Here is a 23259-nt window from a genome sequence, read left to right on the forward strand (position 1 = left end):
CCTCCTGGTCGCGTTGGCGGTGCTGCTGGTGGCCAAGTTGGCGTGGCGTCGGCTCCGGTCGCCGCACACGGGGACGGACGAGGCTCATGACGACGACGTTTCCTGACCTCGAGCCGGGCGAGACTCTCCGGCTGCTGGATGGCCCGCCCGGGCCGGGCGTGGTCGAGGTCATCGACGCCGATGGGCGCCGGTGGTACCGCGACGAGGAGTCCCTGACCGAGATTTGGCGCAACCCCGACGTCGCCGAGGCGCTTCCCCCAGAGGTGCTCGCTGAGGTGTTCGGGGAGCTGTACGAGGTTCTGGATGGTGACGAGTGATGGGCTTGGGGGTGGCGGGGGCGATGGCTGAGATGGTGCGGACGGCGGATCTGTTGCGCAGCGCGGGCCGGGTGGACTCCGGGCCCGGTGTCTCGGCCGTGCACCTGGTCGTCCTGCTGGGTGGCACCCGTTGGGCGACAGCCTGTCCGGCGGACTACGCGGGGCTGGATGGCGCCGGCGAGACCCGGCAGGTCCGGCTCGTGTCCGAGCTGGTCGACTGCCCCGCCTGCCTGACCGAAGCCCGCGATCAGGTCCGGGAGGTCAACCAGCAGATCACCGAGTTGCTGGACCGTGACGCGCTGGCTCGGGGGCTGCTGACGGCGTTCCTGCGCTGGGCGGCCGAGTCGTACCCCGACGGTGGTGCGGTGCTCGCGACGTACGCCGGTGACACCCGCTTGCACGCGATGCGCGACGACGAACGGGCGCGGGCCGTCGAGCTGTGGATCGAGTCGACGAGGGAGCGTCCGACCGACGTCTGACCTGCAAAGGCAGGGGGTGAATCCGACCGGTAAATCTTTACTGGTCGGATTCACCCCCTGCTTGTAGTAGTCCCGCTACGGCAGGTGTGACACGACGCGAAAATAGTCGATGCATCACGTTGCGTGGTTCCTCCAGAGCCAGATAGGGTGAGGTGTAGTCCTACCCACCACGCTTCGAGGAGAACCCGACATGGCTGCCGAATCGGCCACCAACCCGCCCACGGGCCCCCCCCGTGCGCGCGGTCAGAAGCTGCAGGTCGAGCAGCCGCCGCGCACGATCCTCCGCGGTGGCGAACGCGTCGACATCTCCCACCTGACCGGTGAGGAGCTGTACCAGGCCCTCATCAGCGACGAGGAGCTGTGGGGGTACAAGAGGCTTTCCGCCGAGACCGGCCGCACGGTGGTCCGGATCCGCAAGTGGGTGCACAACATCGGAAAAGCCGAGCGGACCGGCCGCGCTCCGGACGACAAGACGTTCATTGCGCCCGACGAGTACGTCGAGGACTACTCGCCGCGGTGGAAGGCCGGACGCGCCCGCAAGGCCCTGATGGGGGCGATGGGCGTGATGACCCGCGAGGGCGTGATGATCCCGCACAAGCCGACCGGCCGGGCCCCGGGTGCCCAGGACAACGGGCCGCGCCGGCGTTGGGAGAACGCCCCGCTGCGTGACACCGCGGTGTCCATCTACCGGGAGTACCTCAAGCTCACCCAGCGCAAGAGCAACCCGCTCAACGACCGGGACGCCCGCTCCGAGCTGTCGAAGAGGCACGACATCTCCCGCACGCAGCTCGCCCGGCGGATCGCCACGGGCAGGGACATGGTCGCGGCGCAGACCGGGAAGGGCGCCGCGGCGCCGGCCGAGGTCGACGGCGTGGCGCTGCGCGACCGCCTGGCCGAGCTGGTCGCCGAGCAGCGTGCCGCCGGGTACAGCGAGCGCGGCGCCTCCGACCGGGCACGTACGGCGCTGGCCGCGGAGACCGGGCTGACCAGGCGTCAGCTCGCCGGGTACATCGCGGCCGCCGAGGCAGCGACCGAGACCGCGGGAAAGTCCGGGTAGACGACGACCGGCCCCCACGCTCCGACTTGGGTCTGGACGAACCCGTAGTGCGTCGGTGCAGGGGCCGGTCGTTTGGCGTCGGGCTTGTCCCCCGTCGCCTTTTCCGAGACGTAGAGCCCACCCTCCCCGGACCGTGAAGTCGAGAGAAAGCGAACACGACGTGAGCCAAGAGCCTACCAACCCATCCCCCGAACGGACCAGCGACGGCGTGCCAGCGCCGAGCCTCGAGCAGGCCGTGATGGCTCGGCCGCAGTTCGACCCGGCCACCAAGAAGATCGAAATCCCGACGCCGATCGCCGGCAGCGCGCTGACTTTCAAGCTGGGGCAGAAAACCCTCAACGACGAGCAGATGACCTACCTGGCGCCGCTGGGCATCCGCGCGGACTGGTCCCCCGCGTACGTGATCGCGTTCCTCAACGAGTGCCACTCGCGCCGTTTCGACCCGTGGTCCGGAGAGGCGTTCCTGCTGCGCTACCCGGACGGGTACGTGCGGCACATCGGCATCGCCGGGTGGCTGCGCTCCGCCGAGGAGACTCAGGGTTTCGCGGGCATCGACCGGGTGGTGTTCTTCGACGAGAACGACAAGGGGTGGCTGCGGTGGCCGCACCGCGACCAGGTGCCGTACGCGGCTGAGGCCACCGTGCACCGGCGCGACCGCGTACCGCAGACCGCCCCAGTGCTCTACCACGAGTACGTGCCGATGGTCGAGGACACCCAGGTCGTCAAGATGCCCGACGGCACCCGCTTCAAGATCCCGACCGGGAAGGGGAAGGTGCCGAAGCTGTCCTGGCGCGCCGGCGTCGAGGGCGGCAAGGCCACGATGCTGATGAGCAAGGTGGCCCGGGCGGCGTCCCTGCGGCTGCAGTTCCCGCGGTTCGGCGGCTGGTACGAGGCCGCCGAGCTGGCGCGCGCAGCCGTCGAGGTCCGCAACCACGACCTCGGTGAGGTCGCCGAGCAGCGCCGCACCGCGTACCAGGCCGCCCAGGTCGAGCAGGCTGGCCGCACGGTCGACGGTGCCGACGTCGGTGCGACGGTCCGCGAGACCGGTGCCGCTGTCCGCGAGAGCATCACGGTCACCCGCGCGGCCACCACCGGCCCGGTCGGGAAGAAGTGGACCGAGTCGGAGGTCCGGGCCCGGTTGCTCGCCGAGCTGCGAGCCCAGGCGGAGCTGCTCGGCATGAGCGCGGACGCGATGACCCGCCGGTGGTCGGCCGCCCGCGGCGGGCAGGCGTTCGAGAACGCGTCCGTCCGGGACATGACCGAGTACGTGCAGCGGTTCCGGTCGTACGTGATCGACCGGCTGCGCGCCACCGGACGGCACCAGCTCGCCACCGCGTACGCGGCCGCGCCGGTGATCGGGTCGGTGCAGGACTTGTTCGGTGTGGCCGAGCCCTGGACGGTCGCCGGCGACCAGGTCGCCGTCGAGCGCGAGAGTGTTGGGGTGGCGGCGTGAGCGCCCCCGTGTTCGCCCTGCCCGACGGGATGACCGGCGAGATGATGCTCGCCGCGGCGCTGCTCGAGGACGGCCCGGTCGATCCGGAGCTGGTGCCGTGCGCGGTGTGCGGCGAGCCGCCGCTGGTGCACGGCGACGACCACGACCACCAGGTGCCGCCGGCGTACGCGCTCGCCCTGGCGGCCACGGACGCCGAGGCCCGCCCGGTGATGGACGACATCGTTGAGCACCTGGACGGCGAGCACGTCTCGTCCGGGCGGAAGGGCCCGAGCGCCAGCGACGCCGGGAAATGCCGCCGCCAGTTGTGGTACCGGGACCGGCCGCCCGCGGACTACGTGCCGCGGGTGATCGACTCCCGGCGCGCGGCGCTGGGCACGATCATCCACAAGGCCGGAGCGGACGCCAGGTCACTGAAGTACCCGTGGCGCCGCTACGAGCTGACCTGCTCGGTGCCCGGCCTGGACCGCGACTGTCGGACCGACGAGTACGACGGGGTCCTCGGCCGGGTCGGTGACTGGAAATCCGCCGGACAGGCCAAGTGGGGCGTCGTCGGCGCGGGTGGGCCAACCGTCGACAACTGGGCGCAGGTCCGGATCAACGCGTACGCGCTCGACATGGCCGGCTACCCGGTGCGCGAGGTGGAGATCATCACGATCAACCGGGACACCGGCGACGAGGAGCCCTTCCGAGAGAAGTACGACCCGGCGCTGTCGTTGGCCGCCCTGGACGCGCTGCTCGAGGCCGCCACGATGATCGAGGCCGGTATCGTGCCGCCGCGTGACGGGCTGGGCCCGTCGGACTGGCGGTGCCAGTGGTGCCCGGCCCTGGAGCACTGCTGGCAGACCGCACGCGCGGCGAAGCTGGGCCGCTCCCCCGAATCGCTGGTCGCGCTCGGCGAGGTCCCCGACGATCCGTCGATCGCGTGGGCCGCCCGGGAGGTGCTGCGGCTGTCCGCCAAGCGCCTCGAGTTGGAGAAGCTGGAGAAGCTGGCCAAGTCGCTGCTGCAGGGGATCCCGCCGAAGGAGTACGACCAGGGCGCCCCCGACGGTGGGGTTGAGCTGTACGACGACTGGTCGACCTCCTACGCCTATAAGGCGGCGTACGAGCGGTTGCGTGACCTGTTCGAGCTGCCCGACGACGTCCGCCCTCCGATCGAGGAAGTCGGACAGGTCGAGAAGAAGGTCACCAAGAACACCGCGGTACGCCGACCGCGCGTCGCCGACCGGGAAGCCGACCGCCGGCGACCGAAGAAGACACTGCCGGCCGCCGCGGCCGCCGCCGCGGCTGTCGCCGAGTCCATCACTGCCTGACCACCGATCATGACGCCGGGCCGGGAACAACATTCCGGGCCCGGCGTCACCTTTTCGAGGGGTGTTCCGATGCTGTGCGGTAACGACCCGGCCGCTCACGGCCGGCTGACAGCGGGGGATGAACAGACGTTGGAGTGGTTCCGCGAGTATCTGCGATGGTGCGCCCTGCCTGACGATGAGCGCGCCCGGACTCCCGAGCCGCAGCTACCCGAGGCAGGGCAGCAGTGACCGGGCACCCGTTCGCGGACGCGCTCGAGGCGGACGAGATCAGCAGGTTGACCCGGATAGCGGCCGAGATGGACCAGGTGGTCGACCGGGTGGTCGCGGGCGCCAGGCTGCACACCGAGGCTGCCGCCGACCAGGCAGACGGCCGCCCGTCGGTGACCGCCATGCTGTCCCGGGATCTCCGGCGGGTGATCGACGCGTCGCCGGAGTTCTGGGCGCTGCTGGTGGCCGACCTGGCGCTGCAGGTGGTCGAGGGTCACGCCCAGGACGTGAGGGAGCTGGAGCCGTGATCCGGCGCGCGGCGCCGGCGTCGGTCGACGCTTCGGCTGGTGCGTGGACGCGTAACTGCCTGGACTGCGTGCCGCCGATTCATATCCAGGCCGGCGACTGGGGCTGGAAGGCGCACCGATTTGCGGTGCACAAAGAGGGTGAGGACCCCGGGGCGCACCCGCCGCCGGCGAAGGCGCTGACGCGGACGTGGACACCGTGGACCGACGCGCAGCGCGCCGACTTCTATCGCCGCAACCGGGCAGCTCGCCGGCGTCGTCGGTACGGGCCGCCGGCTGGCGTGGGTCCGCGGCCGCCGAGGATCACGGGATGACGTCGGCGAGCGGGGTGGGTGACCTGTCCAGCCGGCCGCCGGAGGCGTTGGCGGCCGATCTGCGTGCGGCGACGGCGAACCTGACGGGGTGGATCGAGGCCCGGGCGGCCGAGCTGGCTGCGCTCGAAGTTCAGCGGGTTCAGGCGATCGCTGATGCGCGGTGCGAGGCGTACGAGCAGGCGTTCGCCGTCGAGCGTGCCCGGCACACCGGTCTCGAGGTCGAGTTGCGTCGGCAGCTCGAGTTCAAGATTCGGTGGCAGGAGGAGCACGTCCGGGGTCGGTGCGTGCCAGCCGACCTATCCGACGACCCATAATGACGCACCAGGTTGTTGCGCTCTTTTTTTTCCGTCGCGTACTGTGGCCGATCAAGGGACCGACCAGGAAGGACACCCCGCACCGATGACGATCACAGCGGACGGATGGCGCGGGGACACGCGCAGTCCATACCTGCTGTGCGCAGCGGTGGCTGTCCTAGGCTCTGACCCATCGACCGCAGGCTGGGCCCGGAAAGACGAACGGCCCGCCGAAGCGGGCCGTTCGCTAACGCTCAACCAGGGCGATGCCCCTGATGGTGTGGGGGATAGGAGGTGGCAGGGCACTTGGGATGCCCCCCCGGTTTAAGAGGTTTGCAGCGCTCCCAACCGTTTTCCTCTACCACGCCACACCGGTTGCGCGCGGCACGAGACAGCATAGCGGACGCGGTACCGGCCCGCGACGTGATCCTTTGCTGCCTCTGAACGTGTCGCACGCCCATCGGGGTTGGCAGATAAGGCGCAGAACATGGCACCACCCGATCTCCCCAAGCCGCCACCTGGTTTCGGCCTGGACTCCGACGACGAGTTCGTCAACGTCACCCCGGAGGGGTACACCCGCGTCCCGAGGTCCTCGCACCGAACGGGCCCGCACCGGCTCCGGCAGATGCTCGCTCTCGGCCTGCTGACGATCTACCTGTCCAACAAGACCGGCTGGAAGATCCCCAACGCGACCGAGCTGGCCAAAGAGTGGGACGAGGGAGAGGACCGCATCCGCAAGGCCGTCTCAGACCTCGAGCGGGCCGGCTTCCTCGTGCGGTTCCGCGCCCAGAACAGCCGCGGTCGGTGGAAGACCCGCACGTTCGTCTCCGCTGACCCCGCCTCCCTGGAGCCGGTCCGGCAGTACGCCGTCGACCTTGCCGCTGCCTATGCCGAAGCGAAGGCCGCGAAGGGGCGCGAGACCAGCGGCGATGACCTGTTTTCGCAGGTCGGACCGGATGGCGGTTTCCGGGACTCGGTGGACCGGGACTCGGTGGACCGGGGTTCGGCAGACCGGGGCTCGGCTGGCCGACAGTCGGTAAGTGGCCATCTAAAGAACCAGAAGAGCAACCAAGGAGAGCAAGAGGAACCCAAGAGGAGAAAGAAGGCAGGAAACCAGGAGCGTGGGGGACTCCCCCGCCCCCCACACCCCCCGCGACCCCAGGCCCCTCCTTCGTCGGGTCCTGGGACCGAATCCCGTGAGTCAAGCTCAGACCAGGACCGGCAACCACCTCAAGCTGTAGACCGCAACTCACGACCGCGCGCACGCGATAACGACCAGCGTGCGACCAGCGTCGATGAAGGTTCCGAGGTGTCGGCTGCGGGTGATCAAGGGCAGGCTGACGAGGCCGCTGAGATCACCGCAGACGCCTCCGGTGGCCTGGACCCCCAGGACGGATCGCTCGAGCCCCAGGAAGCCGCTCAGGCCGCCGCAGAGGGTGATCTCGGGGACGCCCCGCCCACCGACGGACGCACCGCCGCCCGCGCTGCGGCGGCCCGGGCCGCCCGTAGCCGCCGGCACGTCGTGCCCCGCCAGTCGGTACGTCGGCCGACCCCGACCAAGACGACCACCACGTAACCGCCCGCCCGCCGGCGTGGCCTGGACACCCACACCGGCGTTCGCACTCACCGAGACGAGAGGCACCACGATGGACCAGACCAACCCGGGTCGCCCCGTGGCCACCGGCGTGATCACCCTCGACGGGGCGTTCCGCCGCATCCCGATCGACCTGATCGCGCTCGCTGTCGGCTATCGCGCCGACCGGACGGCGAGCCGGTGAACAGGCCCGCCCGCGCTGTGCCGTGGGATGAAATCAACGAACGTCGGCGCGACAAGGCCGCGAAGGCGCCCGGCCTACCCCGGGACACCGACGCGTGCAGAAGCGACAAGTGCCGGGCGAAGATCCGGTGGGCCATGACCCTGGACGGTCGGCGCATGCCCGTGGACTACGCCCCCGACCCCGGCGGGAATCTGGTGCGCAAGATGGTCGCGCAGGGCGACTGGCGGATCCGGGTACTCGACCCTGGAGAGGTGCCGCCCCCGGACGTGCTCCGGTGGACGAGCCACTACGTCACCTGCCCCGACGCGGACAGGTTCCGGGCCCGACGCGGCAAGAACACCCCGCCGCAGCCGACCACTCCCCCGCCGGCGCCGCTGCAGGTGGTCCCCACCACGGGCACCCTCCTCGCCGTGGACGGCAACTCCCTGGCCCACCGCGCGTACTACGGCTACCAGCCGTCGCGGATGGCGACCCCCGACGGGCGCCCGATCTGGGCCGTGCACGGCTTCCTGACGCTGCTGGCCCTCATCATCGACAAGACCGAACCCGACGCCTTGGTCATCGGGTTCGATGATCCGAGCGGCAGCTCCGTACGCCGCGACATCTACCCGGACTACAAGGCCGGGCGGGCCGAGAAAGCGCCGGACCTGTACTCGCAGATGGACGAGATCACCGAGGTACTGCGGCAGCTCGGTGTCCAGGTTGTCACCCCGGAAGGGCTCGAGGCCGACGACGTGCTCGCGTCCGCTTCCGCGGCGGCCGAGGCCGCCGGCTGGCAGTGCGTCATCGCCACCAGTGATCGGGACAGCTTCGGGTTGATCAGCGGCCAGACGACCGTGCTGCGGCTGATGGACAGCCTCGACAACGCCGTCCGGATGACGCCCGCCGCGCTGCTCGAGCAGAAGGGTGTTCGCCCCGACCAATACCTCGACTACGCGGCACTGGTCGGCGACAAGTCCGACAACCTGCCCGGCGTCCAGGGATACGGGGAGAAATTCGCAGCCAAGCTGCTCGGTGCGCTCGGCAGCGTCGCCGCAGCGCGCGAGAACCGGGCCGCCCTGGTCGCCGCGGTCGGCCCGGCCCTGGCGGCGAAGTTGACCACCGAGGCCGCCGCGGCCGCGCTCGAGCGCAACTGGTCGCTGATGACGATGCGCCGCGACATCCCGATCGACGTGCACGCCTGCCGACCCGCGACCACCACGGACACGGTCGCCACCGTGCTCCGCGAACGGCACCTGCCGAAGCTGGTCGACCGACTCACCCTGGCGCTGTGCCCGCCCCCGCCGGCGCCGGCCCGGCGTGACCACCTGGGCACCATCCCCGACGTGCTCGCCGAGCTGGGCGCCACCGCCATCCCCACCCCGACGATCGAGGAAGACCCGACGCACGACCAGCCGGCGCCGCCCCTGGTGCGCGCCGACCCGCCGCCGGTCTGCCCCGGGTGTGGCAAGGAATGCGCTGCGGCGCTGCCCCTCGCCCAGGTCGACGGTGAACGCCGTCCGTCGCTCACCGGTGAAACCATCCTGGTCGAGCATGATCACCCACTCGGCGACCTGGTGGCCGTCCTCGTCGACGACGTGTGGGCGGTCCGACGGATCCCGGTCCGGGAGACACCCCGGCGGCCGGAGAACCGCCGCCGCTCCCACGCCTGCGTCGTCTACCCGTACACCTGCATGGTCCCCGAGTGCGGGAAGCCGGCCCGGCTGTACGCGACCGGCACCTGGTGCGACGAGGACGTCCCGCCGACCCCGGCGCCGTATCACTCGGGCGAACCGGCCCGCCCTTTGTAGATCCATGTCCGGCGCCCGGCCTACGATGCGGCCGGGCGCCGGACCGGCGTCTATAGACCGACGTCGAGGAGTCGTGCGGTGGACCTGCCTGTCGACCCGTCCAGCCGTGCCCAGAGCAAACGCCGGACCCTGCTACGGCTGGGCGAGCAGCTCGGCTGGTGGACATACGAGAGCGAGAACCTGCCCGGCCACGTCGACCGGCTCGGCTACGAGTACCCCGGCGTCACGTACACGATCGTGCGCCCTGGCGACGGTTCCACCGCCGAGCGGGAGCGGGTGCTGCTGGACGAGGAGGTCATCGGCTACGTCCTGGGCGTCGCCGACACCCGCGGGCTGGTCACCAGGATCGCATTCCGGGAGGGCCTGCTCCGTTAACCCCTGTGCGACACGACGGTAAAAAATCAAGCCGCGCGTCGTTGCGTGATTACGCGGTAAAGGAGTAGCGTCTGTGGTGTGGGTGGTGCTGTCGCAGCAGCCCACGACACCACAAGAAGCGCGCCGGGTGCCTGCCAAATGAGGCGGCATCCGGCGTTGCTACGCCCACCCGTCGACATCGCTCAGGGGAGCCCCATGACCAGCCGCACACCCGACCACATCTACCGCCGCGAGGCGTACCCCACCGACCGGCCCCCGTCGATCGACATGACCCACGACGAGCAGAAGTGGCTGAGGTGGTCCAACGGCCGCGACTTCGTCGTGGACCAGGGCGGAGAGGTCCGCCTGTTCGCCGGCGACATCACCTGGCGCAGGGTCGCGTTCGACCCGACCGACCGCAGGCCCACCGCACCGACCAACATCCCCCGCCTGCCCGGCGCCGTCGCCGAGGACATCCGCCGCATCGCCGCCGAGTACACCGCCAAGGGCGACCAGATCATGGATGGCGACGGCGCGTACGGTGGCCGCCTGGTCGAAGAGCTGACCGAGCACCTCGTCCGGTTCGCGTCCGAGCTGGACCGAATCCAGGCCGTCTCGATCAACCGCCTACTCGCCGACGCCGACCGGGCGCAGACCATCGCCCGCGCCGCGGCCGAGGGCGCCGTGCACCGCAACGAGCACGACGGCTGGCACGCCAACGACCTCGGAGACGAGGTACCGGACGCCGTAGCCGACGCCGTGGTCGCCGCGCTCGCCGCGTGCGGCCTGCTGAACACCAGAAAGGGCTGACGGTGCCGGTACGCAGGAACGTCGTTCGCCACCTGGTCCAGAGCGTCGTCGGCATCCACGTCTGGGACGGGCTGGCCGGTGAGCCCGTGACCATCCCCCGCACCGAGTGGGACCGCGCCGTCGACTCCGCTGACCAGCTCTACGACGAGCTGATCCGCGAGGTCGACTGGAACCGGATCCTGATCGAGGCGCGTAGCCGCCACGTCCAGATGCACATCAACACCGACCCCAACCCGTGCGGCGAGTGCATCCAGCAGGTGCTGCTCTACAACGAGCACGGACTCGGTTTCAGCGCGCTGCACAAGTGGAAGGAAACGCCCACCGTCGCGCCGCGGGAGACCAGCCCGGACTGGGCCCAGGTGTTCGCCGAGCTGCTGCGCTGGCGCCAGACCGACGAGGCCGCCGCAGCCGTCGCCCGCCGGTGGCCACGATGACCGCCCCCGCCGGCGACCCGGCCGAGCTGCTCACCCTGATCCACCGGTACGCCGACCTGCTCGCGGCCGCCCCCGGCGAGGGCGAGTGCGGCAGCCCCATGACCGCAGGACGGCTCCGCGCACACGCCGTCACGGTCGAGGCCGAGATCCGGCTACGGCTCGGACTGACCGCGCCCGGCCCGGCCGACCCGCCGCGCAACCTGATCGACCTGTCCGCCCTGGTCGACCGCACCGACGGGTGCCCGACCGGCGAGCAGTGCACCGGCTGCGGCGCCTCCGAACGCACACCGGACGTGATTCTGCAGAAGGAGGTGGTCACCACCGCGGCGGGGATCCACTGCACCACCCTGTGCTGGGACTGCTATCGCGACGGCAACGCGCCCGCCGTCGACTCCCTCGACGCCGCGTACGCCCTGGCACTCTGGCATGCCGGACACCTGGGCATCGAACTGCCCAACCTGAACGGCCGCTACCCCTGCTGCCCGAAGTGCACCCGCATCCACTTCCCGTTCTGCCAGCCGTACGGCGGACCCGGGTACCTGCAGGCCGCGCTCACGGCCGCCGACAACGAGCCGGACGCGGCCAGCAGGGACGAGTGCCCCGTCTGCGGCGCCCCCACCGGCGGCGCCCCGTGCGCCAACCCACCCGCCGGGTCTCCGCCCGGCACCGCGTCGTGCGCCGACCTGGCCGCCGTAGCGGAGACCGACCACCGGGAGACACCGTGACCACGATGAACCACGACGCAGAGGCGCTCGCCCGGGGTGCTCGCCGCCTCGGCCAGGCACTACTGGCCGAGGCCCGCGACATCACCCGGGCGTACGAGCAACTCGCCATGACCCTGGTGCAGGAACAGTCGCCCGCCCAGCTCGCCGGCGCCCTCGCAGTGACCACTCTGGACGCCGTTATGGGCGCCGCCGCCAGCGCCGACGGTGAGCGGAACGCCGCCGCCCGCAGGCTCTGTGGCTCGTACCAGAACGAGCCACCGCCCCTCTACCGCGGGCCAGGGCTGTCGGAACACGGGAAGGGCTACAACGCCGGGACGCGGGACATGGCCCGCGCCGTGCTGTCCGTCCTCGTCGGCGAGACCGCCGACGAAGACCTCACCACGGTCGGATCGACACACCTGGTCGCCGCGGCCGCCGGCGACCAGGTCCCCGTTGCTCACATCAAGGGATACGCGGACCAGCTTCGCGCCGACGCGGCTGCGGCCGACGAGGACGCGGTCGCGGTGGGGCTGCTCCGCGCCGCCGACGGTCTGGGCGACCTGGTAGCCGCGACCACCACGACCGGCGAGGACTTCGCCACGGCCGGACAACCGCACCCGGTCGCCGCAGCCCGCGCCCAGTCCGCCGCCGAGCAGCTCCCCACCGTCGGCCGGTGGAACACCAGCCCCGCGGCCGCCGCCGACGACGTCATGCAGCTCGTCATCGAGTACGGGGCGGAGTGCCGGACGAACGGCACCCTGACCGACAAAGCGATCGCCCTGCTCGAGCGGATCCGCCAGGCCGCCGCCAGGCCGCAGCACGAGCAGGGACCGGGCAATCCGGACCGGCACGCCTGAACACCCGGCGCCAGCACCCACCGGCCCCGCACGCCTCGCGCGTGCGGGGCCGTTTCATCGTGTTCCGGCCCTGGTCGGCGTACCCTGACCTGCATGAGTGACCACGCGACCCGCACACCAGCGGCCGCCGCCCGCGCCGAGCTGGCCGCCGCCGGTATCACCGTGACCGCCGCCGGCGCCGCCGGCGCCCGCCGCCGCCGCCTGGACGTGGCCACCGCCCACCCGCGCGAACGCAACCGCGTCGTCCGCCGGCGAGTACGCGCCACGATGCTCAACGAAGTGCCGCCGGGCGACGCCGCGCGTCACCCCGCTGCGTGACCGTCCTGGACGGCCCGCCGGTACGGGTGGTCCTGGACCTGTCCGCCCTCCGCGCGTACGTAGCCGGATCCGTGCACGTCGGCGAGACCATCCACGAGGTTGTCGAGGATGGCCGGTTTGGTGTGCCCGTCCTGGCCGCGTGCGAGGCACTCGTTCTGGTCTCCGGTAAGGACCTGGCGATGCTCCACCGGCTGCTCGCACTCCAGCGGTGCGCCCTGCTCGCCGAGCTGCCCGAAGACCTGGTCGACCTGACGTACTGGCGCCGGGTCACCGGCCGCGCCGACCTGGCCGCCGCCGCGGTAGTCGCCCTGACCTACGACGCCCCCGTGCTCACCAGCGAAGGCGCCCGCTACGGCGACGACGTACCGGTGCTCCACTTCCCCGCCTGACCAATACGAACGGCCCCCCGCACGCGGTCAGCGTGCGGGGGGCCGTTTCGTCGTTGCCGGGTCAGTCGACGTCGGGGATGGTCTCGACCAGCCCCGCGGCCTGCCGCTCGTCCACCGGGCCAACAACCTGGACGTCGGAGACGTCGACCAGCCGGGCCATGATGTCGCGTGCACGTCCGACGGTGGCCATGCTCTCCGGGGTGCCGTCCGCGCCAGTGTTGGTGATCCCGACCGCCAGGTACATCAGGTCAACCACCCGCTCCCCCACCGGCGAGATCCTGTCGAACGTCTCGTCGCTGGTGTCGTGCTCCAGGCCGAGCAGCCGGGCGGCCGCCAGGTGCACCTGCTCGATCAGCGCGAAACGGGCCATGGTCGGCCGTACCCGGTTGGTCGCGTACATGGCCCGGATCACCGCAGCAGCCGTCGGGCGGCCCGCCGACGTCTCCGCGTCGAGGACCGTCTCCGGGGTGATCCCGTCGGCGATCAGCGGCGCGGCTTCCTCGGGCAGGTAGCCCAGGTTCGCCCACGCGGCCGCCGCGGCGGCGTCAACGCGCAGCTTCCACCACCGGCCCCCGATCACGCTGGTGTTGAGCTGACGGGACAGTGCCCGGAACTCGCCGATGTAGCGGCCGAGGGCAGCCAGGGGGGTCGCGTCGATGCTTTCCATGGGGGTGGTCCTCCAGGTCTCGTTGTCGGCGGGGTTGTTGGGTGCGCGGGGTTCAGTGGTTGGTGGGGACCACGCCGACCAGGTGGGCCAGCAGCAGCGTCTCGTCGGCCGCGACGGCCATGATCTCGCAGGCCTGCCCGATGGTGGCCATGCACGCGGGGGTCCGGTCGGTGCCGTCGTCCGCGACCCCGGCGGCGCGCAGCAGCAGCGTCAGCGCGCCCTCAGCGATCGGGGTGGCCGTGTGGATGCCCTCCGGGGTGTTGCGCTGCATGCCGAGCTGGGCGTACGTCGTGCCGTAGACCGCCGGGAACAGATCGAAGCGGACGTTCCCGGGCAGCGCCGAGTAGACCCGGTGCATGGTGCGGATGATGCCGGCTGCGGTGACCTCGCCGGTCGCGGTCGCGGTTTCCATCGTGTTCTCCCTCGTCTCGGTTGGCGGGTGTCCAGCCCGCCAACCCAGACGTTACACGACGAAAAAATAGACCGCAACAACATGTTCCCTCGACGCACCCGGCAGCGCGTCGAGGGAACATCGCCGGTGGTCAGCCGGTAACCGGCTCCCACCACTCCCCGTCCACGTCGCAGTGGTGCTCCCACCGCACCACCCGCACCGCCCGCCGGTCGTAGTCGTCCTCCCCCAACAACCCGGCCGCCCAGGCATGCGCGCCGGCGACGTCGTGCTCGGGAATCTCCGAGGTGGACCCACGCCCGACCAGACGCCACTCCCCGCCGTCGTACGGCTCCCACTCCAGCGACCCGGCCAACGACCGCCGCGGCACCCCGTGCTCGTTGTTGCCCCGCCCGCTGTGCTCGATCGTCGGCGTACGTGTGAACCGGCTGCTGGCGACCATAGGCCCGTGACCGACCGCCGCCTGGTACGCCTCTTCGCCGATGTCGTACCCGCTGCCCTCCGCGTCACCCTGGACGCACCGCCACTGGAATTGCCCGGCCCCGTCGACCTCGATCTCGGTGACGTGTCCCGCCTGGTCCCGCTCGACGTGGTCGGCGATCGCCCGCAGCGTGTCCGCCGCACCCGGCCTGGTCAGCGCGGCTTCCATCTCCTCGAGCGTGGCGTACTGCCGCAGCGGCATCTCCTGCTTGATCACCAGGGCGGCGGACCGGCCCTGCAGTATCAGCCGGTACAGCTCGGCGGCCGCGTCCTGCCGTGGCGTGCCGGCCCCCTCGGCGAGCAGGTGGTCCTCGTAGGCCAGCTCGTACGTCGGCAGCCGCCGCTCGTCGACCGGCGTCATCTCCGCGACGCTTTGCAGATCGACGGCCTGGGCGCCGCCGTGCCCGTCGATCTGCGTGAGAAGCTCGTGCCCAAGCGGGGCGATCTCGGGGATCTCCGTGGGATACGCCCGCCGCGCCATGCCCTCGCGGATCAGGTCGCCGATCAGGCGCGGGTGGCACTCGTCCGGGAACCACCCGCGCGGATCGGCGGCTGCGGCCCGCAGAGCGGCCAGCGCCTTGGAGGACGGCCGGTAGGGGTTCTCCGCAGCGACCTTGAGACCCGCGTCGTTGATGACCCCCGTGGTCGAGTCCGACCAACCCGCATCACGGATACGGTTGCGCACATCCATGGGCCCGTCGATGTACCCCCGCATGTTACCGGCGGCGGCCCGTCGCAGGGCGGAAGCTTCGGCGGGTGTGGGCTTGCGGGTAGTCATCGGCTCCCCCTCACCCTGGGCCGCCGCAGCGGCGTCCTGGTCGTCGTCCTGGTTGCTCGCTGCGGTCCGGACCGCAGCGACCCCGTCGGCGAACGAGGCGAACAGCCCACCCGGGCGGGCCGGCAACACCGCACCATCCTCGAGCTGCGCCCGCCACCCGGCGGCCTGGAATGGCACCCGCACCTCTTCCACCGTGCCGAGCAGCTTGCCGCCGGCGTCATGGATCTGGAGCAGCCGTGCGCCGACCCGGGCCCGGACCATCCGGTACAGGGTGCACCCCGCGACGGCGTCCGGCATCCCCTGCCCCTCGGCGAACATCCGCCCGACGTCGGCCCGCCGCTGCTCGACCTCGTCCAGCTCCAGCGGTGCCTCACCGTTGCCGGGGCCACCCTCGTCGTCCGCCTGGACGTAGGCGACGTCGCCGGCGCCGTCGAACACCGCAGTGGTGCCCGCCGGCGCCGCGGCGACCTGGGCGAGCAGCCGGAGCGCGTCCGAGGTCGGCTCGGCCAGCAGGTACCCCGCCGACCCGTCCGCGGCGGCCGGCACCGCCGCGGCCGGGGTGGGCTCGGCGAGCGCCTCACCCTGGGCGGGCGCGTCGGCCGGCACCGGCGCGCCCTGGTCGTCGTAGTCGTTGATCACGCGGACCCGGTCAGCCGACCGAACCTGGCCGCCCTCCCGGCCAACGAAGTCCAGCTCGACCCACTGCCCGTCGCCCTCTGCGTAGTTGCCGACCGCGACGGCGTGACCGCGCCAACCGGTCAACACCGCGGTGGCCGGGCCGACGCACTCGACCAACGCGCCCGGCCCGAACGTCCGACCGCCGACATCCGTGACCCGGTTCGTGGTCCGAGAGGCGTATACCGCCCGGACCTGGTCGTCACTCAGACCGCGAAGACCGCTCACCTGAACATCAGCGTGCAGCAGCTCGCTGCGCATCTGCTCGACCTCGCGGGCGGCGGCCGCGGCGCGCTCGTCACGCTCGGCCCGGAAGTCAGCGGCCGCGTCGACCAGGCCCTGCTCGATCTCCGGTGTGGTCGCCGGGGGCAGCCCGACCGCCCAGCGGCCACGCGGGGTGCGCGGATCGGTGGATGCCTGCGAGGCCGCGGCGCCGATGCCGTCCGCGAAGTGGTCAGCGGTCCGGGCCCGGTCGGTGGCGACGTCCTCGGCGACCGGGGTGCCCTCCTCGACGGCCGGGGTGACCGGCGCGGTCGGGGTGGTCTTGCGCAGCAGTCGCACCTCGTCGCCCTTCTTCCGGGTGGCGCCGTTGACGCCGCCGGTCGGGGTGCCCGCGAGGCACTCGACCCGGGTCGGGGTGACCTTGGTGGCCACGCCGGTACGGAAGCGCTTGTGGGAGTACACCACGACCAGGTCGCCGGGCTCGATCGCGGCGTTGGCGTCCAGAGTCTCGAACTGCTCGCGGGTGTGGCTGGCGATGTGCTTCGCCGCGATCGGGCTGTACTGGGCGTACAGCCGGTCACGCTCGACGCGGTCCCGGGCCCCCTTGATCGCCGCCTTGACCGTGGCGCACCGGGCGTACTCGGTGCCCCAGTCCGTCGGGCCTGCGATCGCCTGGCCGATGGTCACGTCGCCGGCCTTGTGGTACTTCCCGTTGTTCTTGTAGGCGGCGATCGACAGGGGGCGGAGCTTGGTGCCAGCGGGAATCGCGGCGAACTCGGTGGCCCGACCGAACACCGGCTCGCCGTCGATGGTGGAGGGGCGCTCCGTCAGGGTGGCGTACCGGACGATCTGGACCGGCTTGCCCTCGATCTGGACGGTCTCGACAACCTCGGGGGCACTGTGCTCCGGGTAGGTGACCACCGTGGTCGCGTATTCGCTGTCGTCGCTCATCTGCTGTCTCCTCGGTCTCGGGGGTGGGTGTCCGGCCCGCCCAACACCCATCACGTTACACGCCGCGCAAAAATCAAGCAACATGACGTGGCGTGATATTTCTAGGACGTGTAACCGATCCTGTCTCCCGGTCTGTCTCCATAGGGACCAATCTGAGACAGCTCCCCGAGACAGGCCGGCTGCTGTCTCGGGGAGCTGTCTCCCGGGAGCAGCCGGAGCGTGGCCTGCCCGGGCCGACCGATGCCCGGGCAGCCGCGACCTCCCTGCCGGACGGGGTGCTGCCGGAGCGCCGGGAGACCGATCGCCCCGGGCGGAGACCGCACCGACCCCGCGTCGGTCTCCTGTCTCCCGGTCGGTCTCCAGAGGCGACGGTGCCCGCCGACCCGGGGCGGGTCGACGGGCACCGTGAAGCGGTCCGGAGCTAGATCCATTCAACGTCCGAGTCGGCGAGCAGCTCCTGGTCCGGCACCCTGACCGCGACACGCTCACCGAGCGAGAAGTCGCGGGTGCTGTCGTTCTGGTACGTCCAGCGGACGTACCAGCCGCCGTCGCCCAGGACGCAGGCGACCTGGGTGAGGGTGAAGTTGCGCCCCTGCTGCGGGAGTCCAGTGGGCCAGAGCTGTACGCCGGTCGGGGCGGATTCGGCGGTGAGTAGTCCGTCGTGCATGAGGGTCTCCTCGTCTCGGGGGCGGGTGTCCGGCCCGTCCAACACCAGAGACGTTACACGACGGAAAAAAATCAAACAACACCCCCCCGGCGTGTCCGTGACGTCGCCTACTCTGAGCTGCTGTCTGTCTGTCGGGGTGTCGGACCCGACACCCCGACAACGCGCCCCCGAAACGCGCTCAGAGCCCCCTGGTCACCCTGTTTAGGCACCGACAACGTCCCGACAGACACCGACACTCCGACACTCCGACACCATCGCGAAGTGATCTCGCGGAGGGTGTTGCGGTCTATTTTTGCGTCGTGTAACGTATGGGTTGTTGGGCGGCCCGGACAGCCACCCCCGAGACCAGGGAGCCGACAATGACGCGAGAGATGACCCCCAAGAAGGCCGCCGTCGAGATCCGCCGGGCGTACGGCACCTACACCACCCAGCACGGCCAGGGCGAGTGGATATTCATCTCCGACATCGCGGACCGGGTCGACCTGACCCGGGAGGAGATCCACGCCGGGATCAGGCACCTCAAGGCCACCGACCAGCGCTTCAACCTGATCCCCGAGTCCAACCAGAAGGTGCTGCGGCCCATCGAGCGCGAGTACGCGATCCAGTACGGCAACCAGGCCAAGCACCTGATCTCCTGGGATCCCGAGAGCAGCACCGTTGAGCGGATCCGCGACGCTTACGCCCACCTCGCCGACAGAGTCGACTCGTACGTCAGCCTGGTTGACGTCCGTGCCCGCCTCAGCGACCTGCCCCGCGCGGAGGTAGACGCGGCGCTGCGCGAACTGTTCGCGCAGGACCGCGTGCAGTTGGAGCCCGAGCCGTTCGCGCCCCGTACCGGCCCGGCCGAGCGGGCGGCAGCGATTGAGATCGGTGGCGAGGACCGCCACCACCTGCGGGTCGAGCCCGCGTACCGGTAACGGCCACCAGTGAGTCCGGGCCCCGCCTCCGCCAAGGGAGGGGGCCCGCTGCTGTCTGCGGCGAGGTGAGACAGCAGAGACTTACCTGGTGGCGACGTGGAGACAGATGGGAATCAGTCGCTCCCAGGAGTTGACCAACAGGAGGTGTTGCGGTCTATTTTTGCGTCGTGTAACGTATGGGTTGTAGGGCGGCCCGGACAGCCACCCCCGAGACGAGGAGATCACCGAAATGACCAGCACCCCGCAGATCCAGCCGGCACCCGTGGGCAGCACCGTCGACCCGACCGCCCACCGGTGGCAGGGGTACTCGGTCCTGGCCATCGAGAGCGCCGGCGACGCGACGATCACCGCGGTGCTCCCCGAGACGCTCGAGCGACTCACGGTCTCCACCCTCGACACCGAAGACGCCCCCGGCGAGGAACTGAACACGTACGACCAGCTCCGCCGCCTCATCGACGCCATGGAGGCGGTCGAGTTCTTCGGCTGACCCCGACGCAAACGGACCGGGCCCCGCCCTCCGGGGAGAGCGGGGCCCGCTGCTGTCTCCGGCAGGCGAGACAGCCGAGACATCAACCGGTGGCGGCGCCGGACCCCCCACCCTCGCGCCGCTGCGCCCAGGCCTCCACTGCGTCCCGGTACGGCTTCCGCCAGGTCCCCGGGATCGCCCGCCCGTGTTCGTCGCGCTCCCGTGCGGCCACCGGCTCGCCATCCTTATCGGCCTTGTCGATCCACCGGCGCACTGTCTCAACGCTCACCCCGACCGTGGCAGCCGCCTCTGAGATCGACATGGTCGGCCGTCCCTGGCCCTCACTGCTCACGCCCCGCGCCCCTGTCCCTCGTGGATCTCGCAAACCTCGCGCCGGATCATCCCAGTCGACCACAAGAGAGCCAATCCGACTCGCCCGCGCGTTAAATCTCGCAAATCTCACATCGGTCTGTCACACTGGCCGCCGAGACAGATCAAGGAGACAAGAGACAGACAGCTCCCGGACCTGTCTCACCAGCACCACGCTCCCACTGGAGGCATGAGACAGATGACTACCGCCACCGTCGCAGACGCCGCCGCGGTCGCCCGCCGTGCCGTCGCGGACGTGATCTCCGGCCGAGCGCTGCTCGCGTTCTACGTCGCCGTCCTGGGCGTCGCCCTAGTCGGCTCGGCCCTGGCCGCGCAGCACTGGCTGGGCTGGTGGCTGGTGGCAGCGTTCGGGGCCGTCGCCCTGTACGAGCTGGGTGGCGTGGCGCTGTCCATCTTCGCCGACCGGCGCCGCCAGCTCGGCGAGCGCGCCCTGGCCGCCCGGGCGCTGTCCGCCGCGTTCGCCGCTGGCGGTGTCTGCGTCAACCTGTTCGGCCACGTCAACAAAGCCGGGGAGCTGACCGGCCCGGGCTACTTCTTCGCCGGGTTCTCCGGCGCCGCGTACCTCGTGTACCTGCTCGAATCCGGGGCCAAGCGCCGCGATGCTCTCCGCAAGAAGGGCAAGCTTGCCGACGCCCCGCCCGCGTACGGGCTCTACCAGTGGTTGCGCCACCCCTGGCTGACTCGCCGCGCCCGCGCCCTGGCCGTCATCAACTCCGAGATTCGCCTGGTCGAACGGATCACCAGCAGGGAGCAGGGCGGCCCCGACAAGCCGAAAACCGCCCTGCTCGGCCGGGGCGCATCCCTCGCGGCCGCAGCCGCCGAGGTCAAGGCGGAGAAGAGTACCGCCGCGATCAGCAGCGCCCTCACCCGGCGCATCGCTGTCGGCGTCGACCCGACCATGGCCAAGATCGCCGTCAACACGTTCGACCTGTCTCAGGTCGCCGAGCAGCTCGTCAAGGGCGCCGACTACCCGGCGTTGACCGGTCTCATCGCCGCCGAGCTGACCCCGACGCGCATCGCCGCCGGCATCACCGCCCACCGCTCGCGCGGCTGGTTCCGCCGCAAGCCGGCCGTCCAGACCGCTGACGTTGTCGCCGCGCTGACGGTGTCTCCCAAGCCGGAGACCGTGGAGACAGCACCGGAGACCGATCCCGCCCCGGCGCTCCCGGTCGTGCCCGACGGCGTCCGGCTGCAGCGCATCCGGTGCGCCCGGTCCCTCGCTCCGGAGCGCGCCATCGCCACGGTCTCGCCGGCCCAGGTCGCCCCGGAGACCGCCGAGACAGCCCCGGAGACCGACCCGACCCCGACCCTGACCGAGGTCACCCAGGAACTGCCGGTCGTGTCGACAGCCACCACCCCGCCGCCCGCTCCGGAGCGCATCGTGCCCCCGGCCCCGCCGGCGCCGCGTGTCCCGGAGGCCGCCGAGACAGCACCCGAGACCGACGAGGTGACCACCGACGGCGACCAGGCCGACGAGGTCGACCAGGCCGACGAGGTCGACCAGGCCGACGAGGTCCCGGCCCCGCCGCCGCTGCCCCCGATCGAGCCGTCCTTGGTGCCTCACCTGGCCAAGGTGATGGGCGCGCACAGCGACTGGTACCTCACCATCGCCCTGCCGGGCCGGCACCCCGAGGCGCTCACGTACCGGCGGATCAAGGCCGCCGCAGGCATCACCGGGCAGCAGCTCTGCGCCGACATCCGGACCACGCTGCTCGACCTGCGCACCAACCACGAGGCAGCCGAGGCGTACATCGGAGTCGCCCAGCCCGCCCCCGCGCACGCCTGAGACAGACCACCGAGACACCAGAGACCGACCAGGAGAGGGGAAGAGACCGTGACGCAACCGCCCTACGCCGACGTCCTCGACCCGACCGAGCACGTGCACTCCACCCGCGACCCGGCCTCCCCGAACTACAGCGGCCGGGAGCACATCGGTCTCAACCCGCTCGCGCTGGAGACAGATCCGGAGACCGACCAGGAGACCGACGGAGACAGCACCACCACCCAGGAGACAGCAACAGGCCGCAGCCGAAAACCAACCAAAGCTGAGGTCGACTCGGCAGCCACCATGGCCGTCGACAACACCCGCCGCGCCCGTCGCCGACGTCGCCGAACCGCGTACGCCATGGCCGGTCTCATCGTGATGTCCGCGGCCGCGTCCGTCGTCGGCTGGCCCATCGTGCTCACCGCCGGCGCCGCGGCCGCTGGCGCCACCGGCGTCGGCGTCGGCATCGCCCGCGCCAACCGCGACCCGGCCCGCCGGGCCGAACGCGCGGTCCGCCGCACCGCCCGCCTGGCCCGCCGGGCCGCGCACGGTGGCACCCGCGGCCGGACGAGCCGGTTGCGGACCGCGGGTGGGATGACCGGGGGAGTCCGCCGGACCAGCAAGACCGGCCGCAGCCCGTCCGGGCTGGGCGGCATCTTCGCCGCCGGCCGCCGCCGGGCAGCCGGCGCCGGGGGCGGACGTGGAGCTGCCACCGGCGGCCGCCGGACCGCCGGCGCCCGGTCGGGTGGGCTCGCCGCCCGCCGTGCCGCCGGCGCCGGCGCGGGTGGCGGCCGCGGCCTGTTCCGCAGCCGCCAGGCCCGCGCCGCCGCGGCGGGCCGCACCACCGGCGGCCGCCACGGCGCTGGCACCTACCCGCGCACCGCCCGCCAGGCCAAGCGCCAGGCGATCCGCCAGGGCAAGATGCGCCGGGCTCAGGACCGCGTCGCCCGGCGCGCCGGGGTCCAGGACGCCCGCCGCGGCCGCCGCTGGGCCCGCAGCGACCGTCGCCGCGACGCCCGGTGGGGTCGCCGCCAGCAGCGTCACACCGCCCGGGCCGAGCTGCGCGAGCGTCGCCAGCGTGCCCGCTGGGACCGCCGCGACGCCCGCCGCGCCGACCGGCTGCAGCGCCGAGACACCCGCCGCGCCGACCGCCGCAACGCCCACGAGAAGGCCGTACTGCGTCGCCGCAAGAAGCTGGGCCGGTGGGGTCGCCGCATGGTGAAGCGGTACGTACGGCGCCCAGCTCGGCGCGCGTGGCAGGGGATGCGCTGGACCCGGATGCTCGCCTGGGCGGGGGAGCGGTCTGCCGTCATGGCGTACCTGAACCAGGTCAACCCGGCCCCGGCCCGCCCGGGCATGTGGCAGCGCGCCAAGGCGAAGATGTCCGCGGCGTCGGTGCTGGCCGCGCTCGGCTCACTCCTGAGCCGCGCCCTGGGCCAGCGGTTCGGCCGCTTCAACAAGCCGGCCACCCCGACCACCCCGGGCGCCGCGGACGTCCTGGCCGAGGCGACTGCCGCGACCGCGGCCGCCGCCCCGCCGTCCGCGGACGAGCGGATGGCGGCCGCCGTCGAGGCGGAGGCGTTCGCCGAAGCGGACGAGCACCGCCGCCGCCGACCCAGCCCGCACCCGCGGGCAACCGTGAAGGCGCCCACCCCACCGGGCTATCTCACCCGGCCGTTCCAACCCCCGGCCGCGACCACCGG

The 23259-nt window shown here is 71.7% G+C and carries 25 protein-coding genes and 1 pseudogene; 21 read left to right on the top strand and 5 right to left on the bottom strand.

The window, feature by feature from the left end:
* Nucleotides 1–86: 86 nt before the first annotated feature.
* From AB0A95_RS33340 to AB0A95_RS33420, 17 genes are all read left to right on the top strand, one after another.
* Entirely contained in the window at nt 87–317 is a 231-nt protein-coding gene (locus tag AB0A95_RS33340; protein WP_357559740.1) for a hypothetical protein, read from the top strand.
* A gap of 23 nt (nt 318–340) precedes the next feature.
* Nucleotides 341–796, top strand: coding sequence for a hypothetical protein (locus AB0A95_RS33345; protein ID WP_357559741.1), 456 nt, complete (start codon nt 341–343; stop codon nt 794–796).
* Between the two features lie 190 nt (nt 797–986).
* A complete protein-coding gene (locus AB0A95_RS33350) occupies nt 987–1853 on the top strand; it encodes a hypothetical protein (RefSeq protein WP_357559742.1) in 867 nt (288 codons plus the stop codon).
* A gap of 238 nt (nt 1854–2091) precedes the next feature.
* Nucleotides 2092–3306 (top strand): hypothetical protein, encoded by a 1215-nt coding sequence (locus AB0A95_RS33355; protein ID WP_357559743.1) that lies wholly within the window; start codon nt 2092–2094, stop codon nt 3304–3306.
* Nucleotides 3303–4616 carry a hypothetical protein gene (locus AB0A95_RS33360; protein ID WP_357559744.1) on the top strand — a complete coding sequence of 438 codons (1314 nt, stop codon included), beginning with the start codon at nt 3303–3305 and terminating at the stop codon, nt 4614–4616. The genes AB0A95_RS33355 and AB0A95_RS33360 overlap by 4 nt, the downstream gene beginning before the upstream one ends.
* Before the next feature lie 224 nt (nt 4617–4840).
* Nucleotides 4841–5131 carry a hypothetical protein gene (locus AB0A95_RS33365; protein ID WP_357559745.1) on the top strand — a complete coding sequence of 97 codons (291 nt, stop codon included), beginning with the start codon at nt 4841–4843 and terminating at the stop codon, nt 5129–5131.
* Nucleotides 5132–5438: 307 nt separating this feature from the next.
* Nucleotides 5439–5756 (top strand): hypothetical protein, encoded by a 318-nt coding sequence (locus AB0A95_RS33370; protein WP_357559746.1) that lies wholly within the window; start codon nt 5439–5441, stop codon nt 5754–5756.
* 466 nt (nt 5757–6222) lie between these two features.
* Complete coding sequence (locus AB0A95_RS33375) at nt 6223–7311, top strand: hypothetical protein (RefSeq protein WP_357559747.1); 1089 nt, start codon at nt 6223–6225, stop codon at nt 7309–7311.
* 70 nt (nt 7312–7381) lie between these two features.
* Nucleotides 7382–7513, top strand: a complete 132-nt coding sequence (locus AB0A95_RS33380) for a hypothetical protein (RefSeq protein ID WP_357559748.1) — start codon at nt 7382–7384, stop codon at nt 7511–7513.
* A 155-nt stretch (nt 7514–7668) separates the two neighbouring features.
* Nucleotides 7669–9303, top strand: a complete 1635-nt coding sequence (locus AB0A95_RS33385) for a 5'-3' exonuclease H3TH domain-containing protein (protein ID WP_357559749.1) — start codon at nt 7669–7671, stop codon at nt 9301–9303.
* Nucleotides 9304–9381: 78 nt separating this feature from the next.
* Nucleotides 9382–9678 (top strand): hypothetical protein, encoded by a 297-nt coding sequence (locus tag AB0A95_RS33390; protein WP_357559750.1) that lies wholly within the window; start codon nt 9382–9384, stop codon nt 9676–9678.
* Nucleotides 9679–9873: 195 nt separating this feature from the next.
* Nucleotides 9874–10467, top strand: coding sequence for a hypothetical protein (locus tag AB0A95_RS33395; RefSeq protein ID WP_357559751.1), 594 nt, complete (start codon nt 9874–9876; stop codon nt 10465–10467).
* 2 nt (nt 10468–10469) lie between these two features.
* The gene (locus AB0A95_RS33400) at nt 10470–10901 is read left to right on the top strand and encodes a hypothetical protein (protein ID WP_357559752.1); all 432 of its coding nucleotides are present in this window, start codon (nt 10470–10472) and stop codon (nt 10899–10901) included.
* Nucleotides 10898–11626 (top strand): hypothetical protein, encoded by a 729-nt coding sequence (locus tag AB0A95_RS33405; protein ID WP_357559753.1) that lies wholly within the window; start codon nt 10898–10900, stop codon nt 11624–11626. Before AB0A95_RS33400 ends, AB0A95_RS33405 begins: the two co-directional genes overlap by 4 nt.
* 5 nt (nt 11627–11631) lie before the next feature.
* Nucleotides 11632–12462 (top strand): hypothetical protein, encoded by an 831-nt coding sequence (locus AB0A95_RS33410; RefSeq protein WP_357559754.1) that lies wholly within the window; start codon nt 11632–11634, stop codon nt 12460–12462.
* A gap of 93 nt (nt 12463–12555) precedes the next feature.
* Nucleotides 12556–12780: a hypothetical protein gene (locus AB0A95_RS33415; protein WP_357559755.1), complete on the top strand. Its 225-nt coding sequence runs from the start codon at nt 12556–12558 to the stop codon at nt 12778–12780.
* On the top strand, nt 12777–13169 hold the full coding sequence (locus tag AB0A95_RS33420) for a hypothetical protein (RefSeq protein ID WP_357559756.1): 393 nt from the start codon (nt 12777–12779) through the stop codon (nt 13167–13169). The genes AB0A95_RS33415 and AB0A95_RS33420 overlap by 4 nt, the downstream gene beginning before the upstream one ends.
* 61 nt (nt 13170–13230) lie before the next feature.
* Here AB0A95_RS33420 and AB0A95_RS33425 read toward each other — a convergent pair whose 3' ends face one another.
* From AB0A95_RS33425 to AB0A95_RS33440, 4 genes are all read right to left on the bottom strand, one after another.
* Nucleotides 13231–13836: a hypothetical protein gene (locus AB0A95_RS33425; protein WP_357559757.1), complete on the bottom strand. Its 606-nt coding sequence runs from the start codon at nt 13834–13836 to the stop codon at nt 13231–13233.
* A gap of 52 nt (nt 13837–13888) precedes the next feature.
* Nucleotides 13889–14248, bottom strand: coding sequence for a hypothetical protein (locus AB0A95_RS33430; protein ID WP_357559758.1), 360 nt, complete (start codon nt 14246–14248; stop codon nt 13889–13891).
* Between the two features lie 130 nt (nt 14249–14378).
* Nucleotides 14379–17351 (bottom strand): hypothetical protein, encoded by a 2973-nt coding sequence (locus tag AB0A95_RS33435; protein ID WP_357559759.1) that lies wholly within the window; start codon nt 17349–17351, stop codon nt 14379–14381.
* Between the two features lie 421 nt (nt 17352–17772).
* Nucleotides 17773–18018, bottom strand: a complete 246-nt coding sequence (locus AB0A95_RS33440) for a hypothetical protein (RefSeq protein ID WP_357559760.1) — start codon at nt 18016–18018, stop codon at nt 17773–17775.
* Between the two features lie 359 nt (nt 18019–18377).
* Between AB0A95_RS33440 and AB0A95_RS33445 the strand changes: the two genes are divergently transcribed.
* Nucleotides 18378–18935 (top strand): hypothetical protein, encoded by a 558-nt coding sequence (locus AB0A95_RS33445; protein ID WP_357559761.1) that lies wholly within the window; start codon nt 18378–18380, stop codon nt 18933–18935.
* A gap of 229 nt (nt 18936–19164) precedes the next feature.
* Entirely contained in the window at nt 19165–19422 is a 258-nt protein-coding gene (locus tag AB0A95_RS33450) for a hypothetical protein (protein ID WP_357559762.1), read from the top strand.
* Between the two features lie 82 nt (nt 19423–19504).
* On the opposite strand, the gene AB0A95_RS33455 is transcribed toward AB0A95_RS33450, so the two are convergent.
* A complete protein-coding gene (locus AB0A95_RS33455) occupies nt 19505–19723 on the bottom strand; it encodes a helix-turn-helix domain-containing protein (RefSeq protein ID WP_357559763.1) in 219 nt (72 codons plus the stop codon).
* A 237-nt stretch (nt 19724–19960) separates the two neighbouring features.
* Between AB0A95_RS33455 and AB0A95_RS33460 the strand changes: the two genes are divergently transcribed.
* Nucleotides 19961–21577, top strand: coding sequence for a hypothetical protein (locus tag AB0A95_RS33460; RefSeq protein WP_357559764.1), 1617 nt, complete (start codon nt 19961–19963; stop codon nt 21575–21577).
* 48 nt (nt 21578–21625) lie between these two features.
* Nucleotides 21626–23259: pseudogene (locus tag AB0A95_RS33465) on the top strand (hypothetical protein); the annotation flags it as partial.

The sequence above is a fragment of the Micromonospora sp. NPDC049230 genome (assembly GCF_040647875.1).
Taxonomy (GTDB): Bacteria; Actinomycetota; Actinomycetes; order Mycobacteriales; family Micromonosporaceae; genus Micromonospora.

Bases quoted from the DNA above. Each gene is read 5' to 3' on its own strand.
- AB0A95_RS33340 (WP_357559740.1), top strand. From the start codon at position 87: ATGACGACGACGTTTCCTGACCTCGAGCCGGGCGAGACTCTCCGGCTG.
- AB0A95_RS33345 (WP_357559741.1), top strand. From the start codon at position 341: ATGGCTGAGATGGTGCGGACGGCGGATCTGTTGCGCAGCGCGGGCCGG.
- AB0A95_RS33350 (WP_357559742.1), top strand. From the start codon at position 987: ATGGCTGCCGAATCGGCCACCAACCCGCCCACGGGCCCCCCCCGTGCG.
- AB0A95_RS33355 (WP_357559743.1), top strand. From the start codon at position 2,092: ATGGCTCGGCCGCAGTTCGACCCGGCCACCAAGAAGATCGAAATCCCG.
- AB0A95_RS33370 (WP_357559746.1), top strand. From the start codon at position 5,439: ATGACGTCGGCGAGCGGGGTGGGTGACCTGTCCAGCCGGCCGCCGGAG.
- AB0A95_RS33375 (WP_357559747.1), top strand. From the start codon at position 6,223: ATGGCACCACCCGATCTCCCCAAGCCGCCACCTGGTTTCGGCCTGGAC.
- AB0A95_RS33380 (WP_357559748.1), top strand. From the start codon at position 7,382: ATGGACCAGACCAACCCGGGTCGCCCCGTGGCCACCGGCGTGATCACC.
- AB0A95_RS33385 (WP_357559749.1), top strand. From the start codon at position 7,669: ATGCCCGTGGACTACGCCCCCGACCCCGGCGGGAATCTGGTGCGCAAG.
- AB0A95_RS33395 (WP_357559751.1), top strand. From the start codon at position 9,874: ATGACCAGCCGCACACCCGACCACATCTACCGCCGCGAGGCGTACCCC.
- AB0A95_RS33405 (WP_357559753.1), top strand. From the start codon at position 10,898: ATGACCGCCCCCGCCGGCGACCCGGCCGAGCTGCTCACCCTGATCCAC.
- AB0A95_RS33410 (WP_357559754.1), top strand. From the start codon at position 11,632: ATGAACCACGACGCAGAGGCGCTCGCCCGGGGTGCTCGCCGCCTCGGC.
- AB0A95_RS33415 (WP_357559755.1), top strand. From the start codon at position 12,556: ATGAGTGACCACGCGACCCGCACACCAGCGGCCGCCGCCCGCGCCGAG.
- AB0A95_RS33425 (WP_357559757.1), bottom strand. From the start codon at position 13,836: ATGGAAAGCATCGACGCGACCCCCCTGGCTGCCCTCGGCCGCTACATC.
- AB0A95_RS33430 (WP_357559758.1), bottom strand. From the start codon at position 14,248: ATGGAAACCGCGACCGCGACCGGCGAGGTCACCGCAGCCGGCATCATC.
- AB0A95_RS33435 (WP_357559759.1), bottom strand. From the start codon at position 17,351: ATGAGCGACGACAGCGAATACGCGACCACGGTGGTCACCTACCCGGAG.
- AB0A95_RS33440 (WP_357559760.1), bottom strand. From the start codon at position 18,018: ATGCACGACGGACTACTCACCGCCGAATCCGCCCCGACCGGCGTACAG.
- AB0A95_RS33445 (WP_357559761.1), top strand. From the start codon at position 18,378: ATGACGCGAGAGATGACCCCCAAGAAGGCCGCCGTCGAGATCCGCCGG.
- AB0A95_RS33450 (WP_357559762.1), top strand. From the start codon at position 19,165: ATGACCAGCACCCCGCAGATCCAGCCGGCACCCGTGGGCAGCACCGTC.
- AB0A95_RS33455 (WP_357559763.1), bottom strand. From the start codon at position 19,723: ATGTCGATCTCAGAGGCGGCTGCCACGGTCGGGGTGAGCGTTGAGACA.
- AB0A95_RS33460 (WP_357559764.1), top strand. From the start codon at position 19,961: ATGAGACAGATGACTACCGCCACCGTCGCAGACGCCGCCGCGGTCGCC.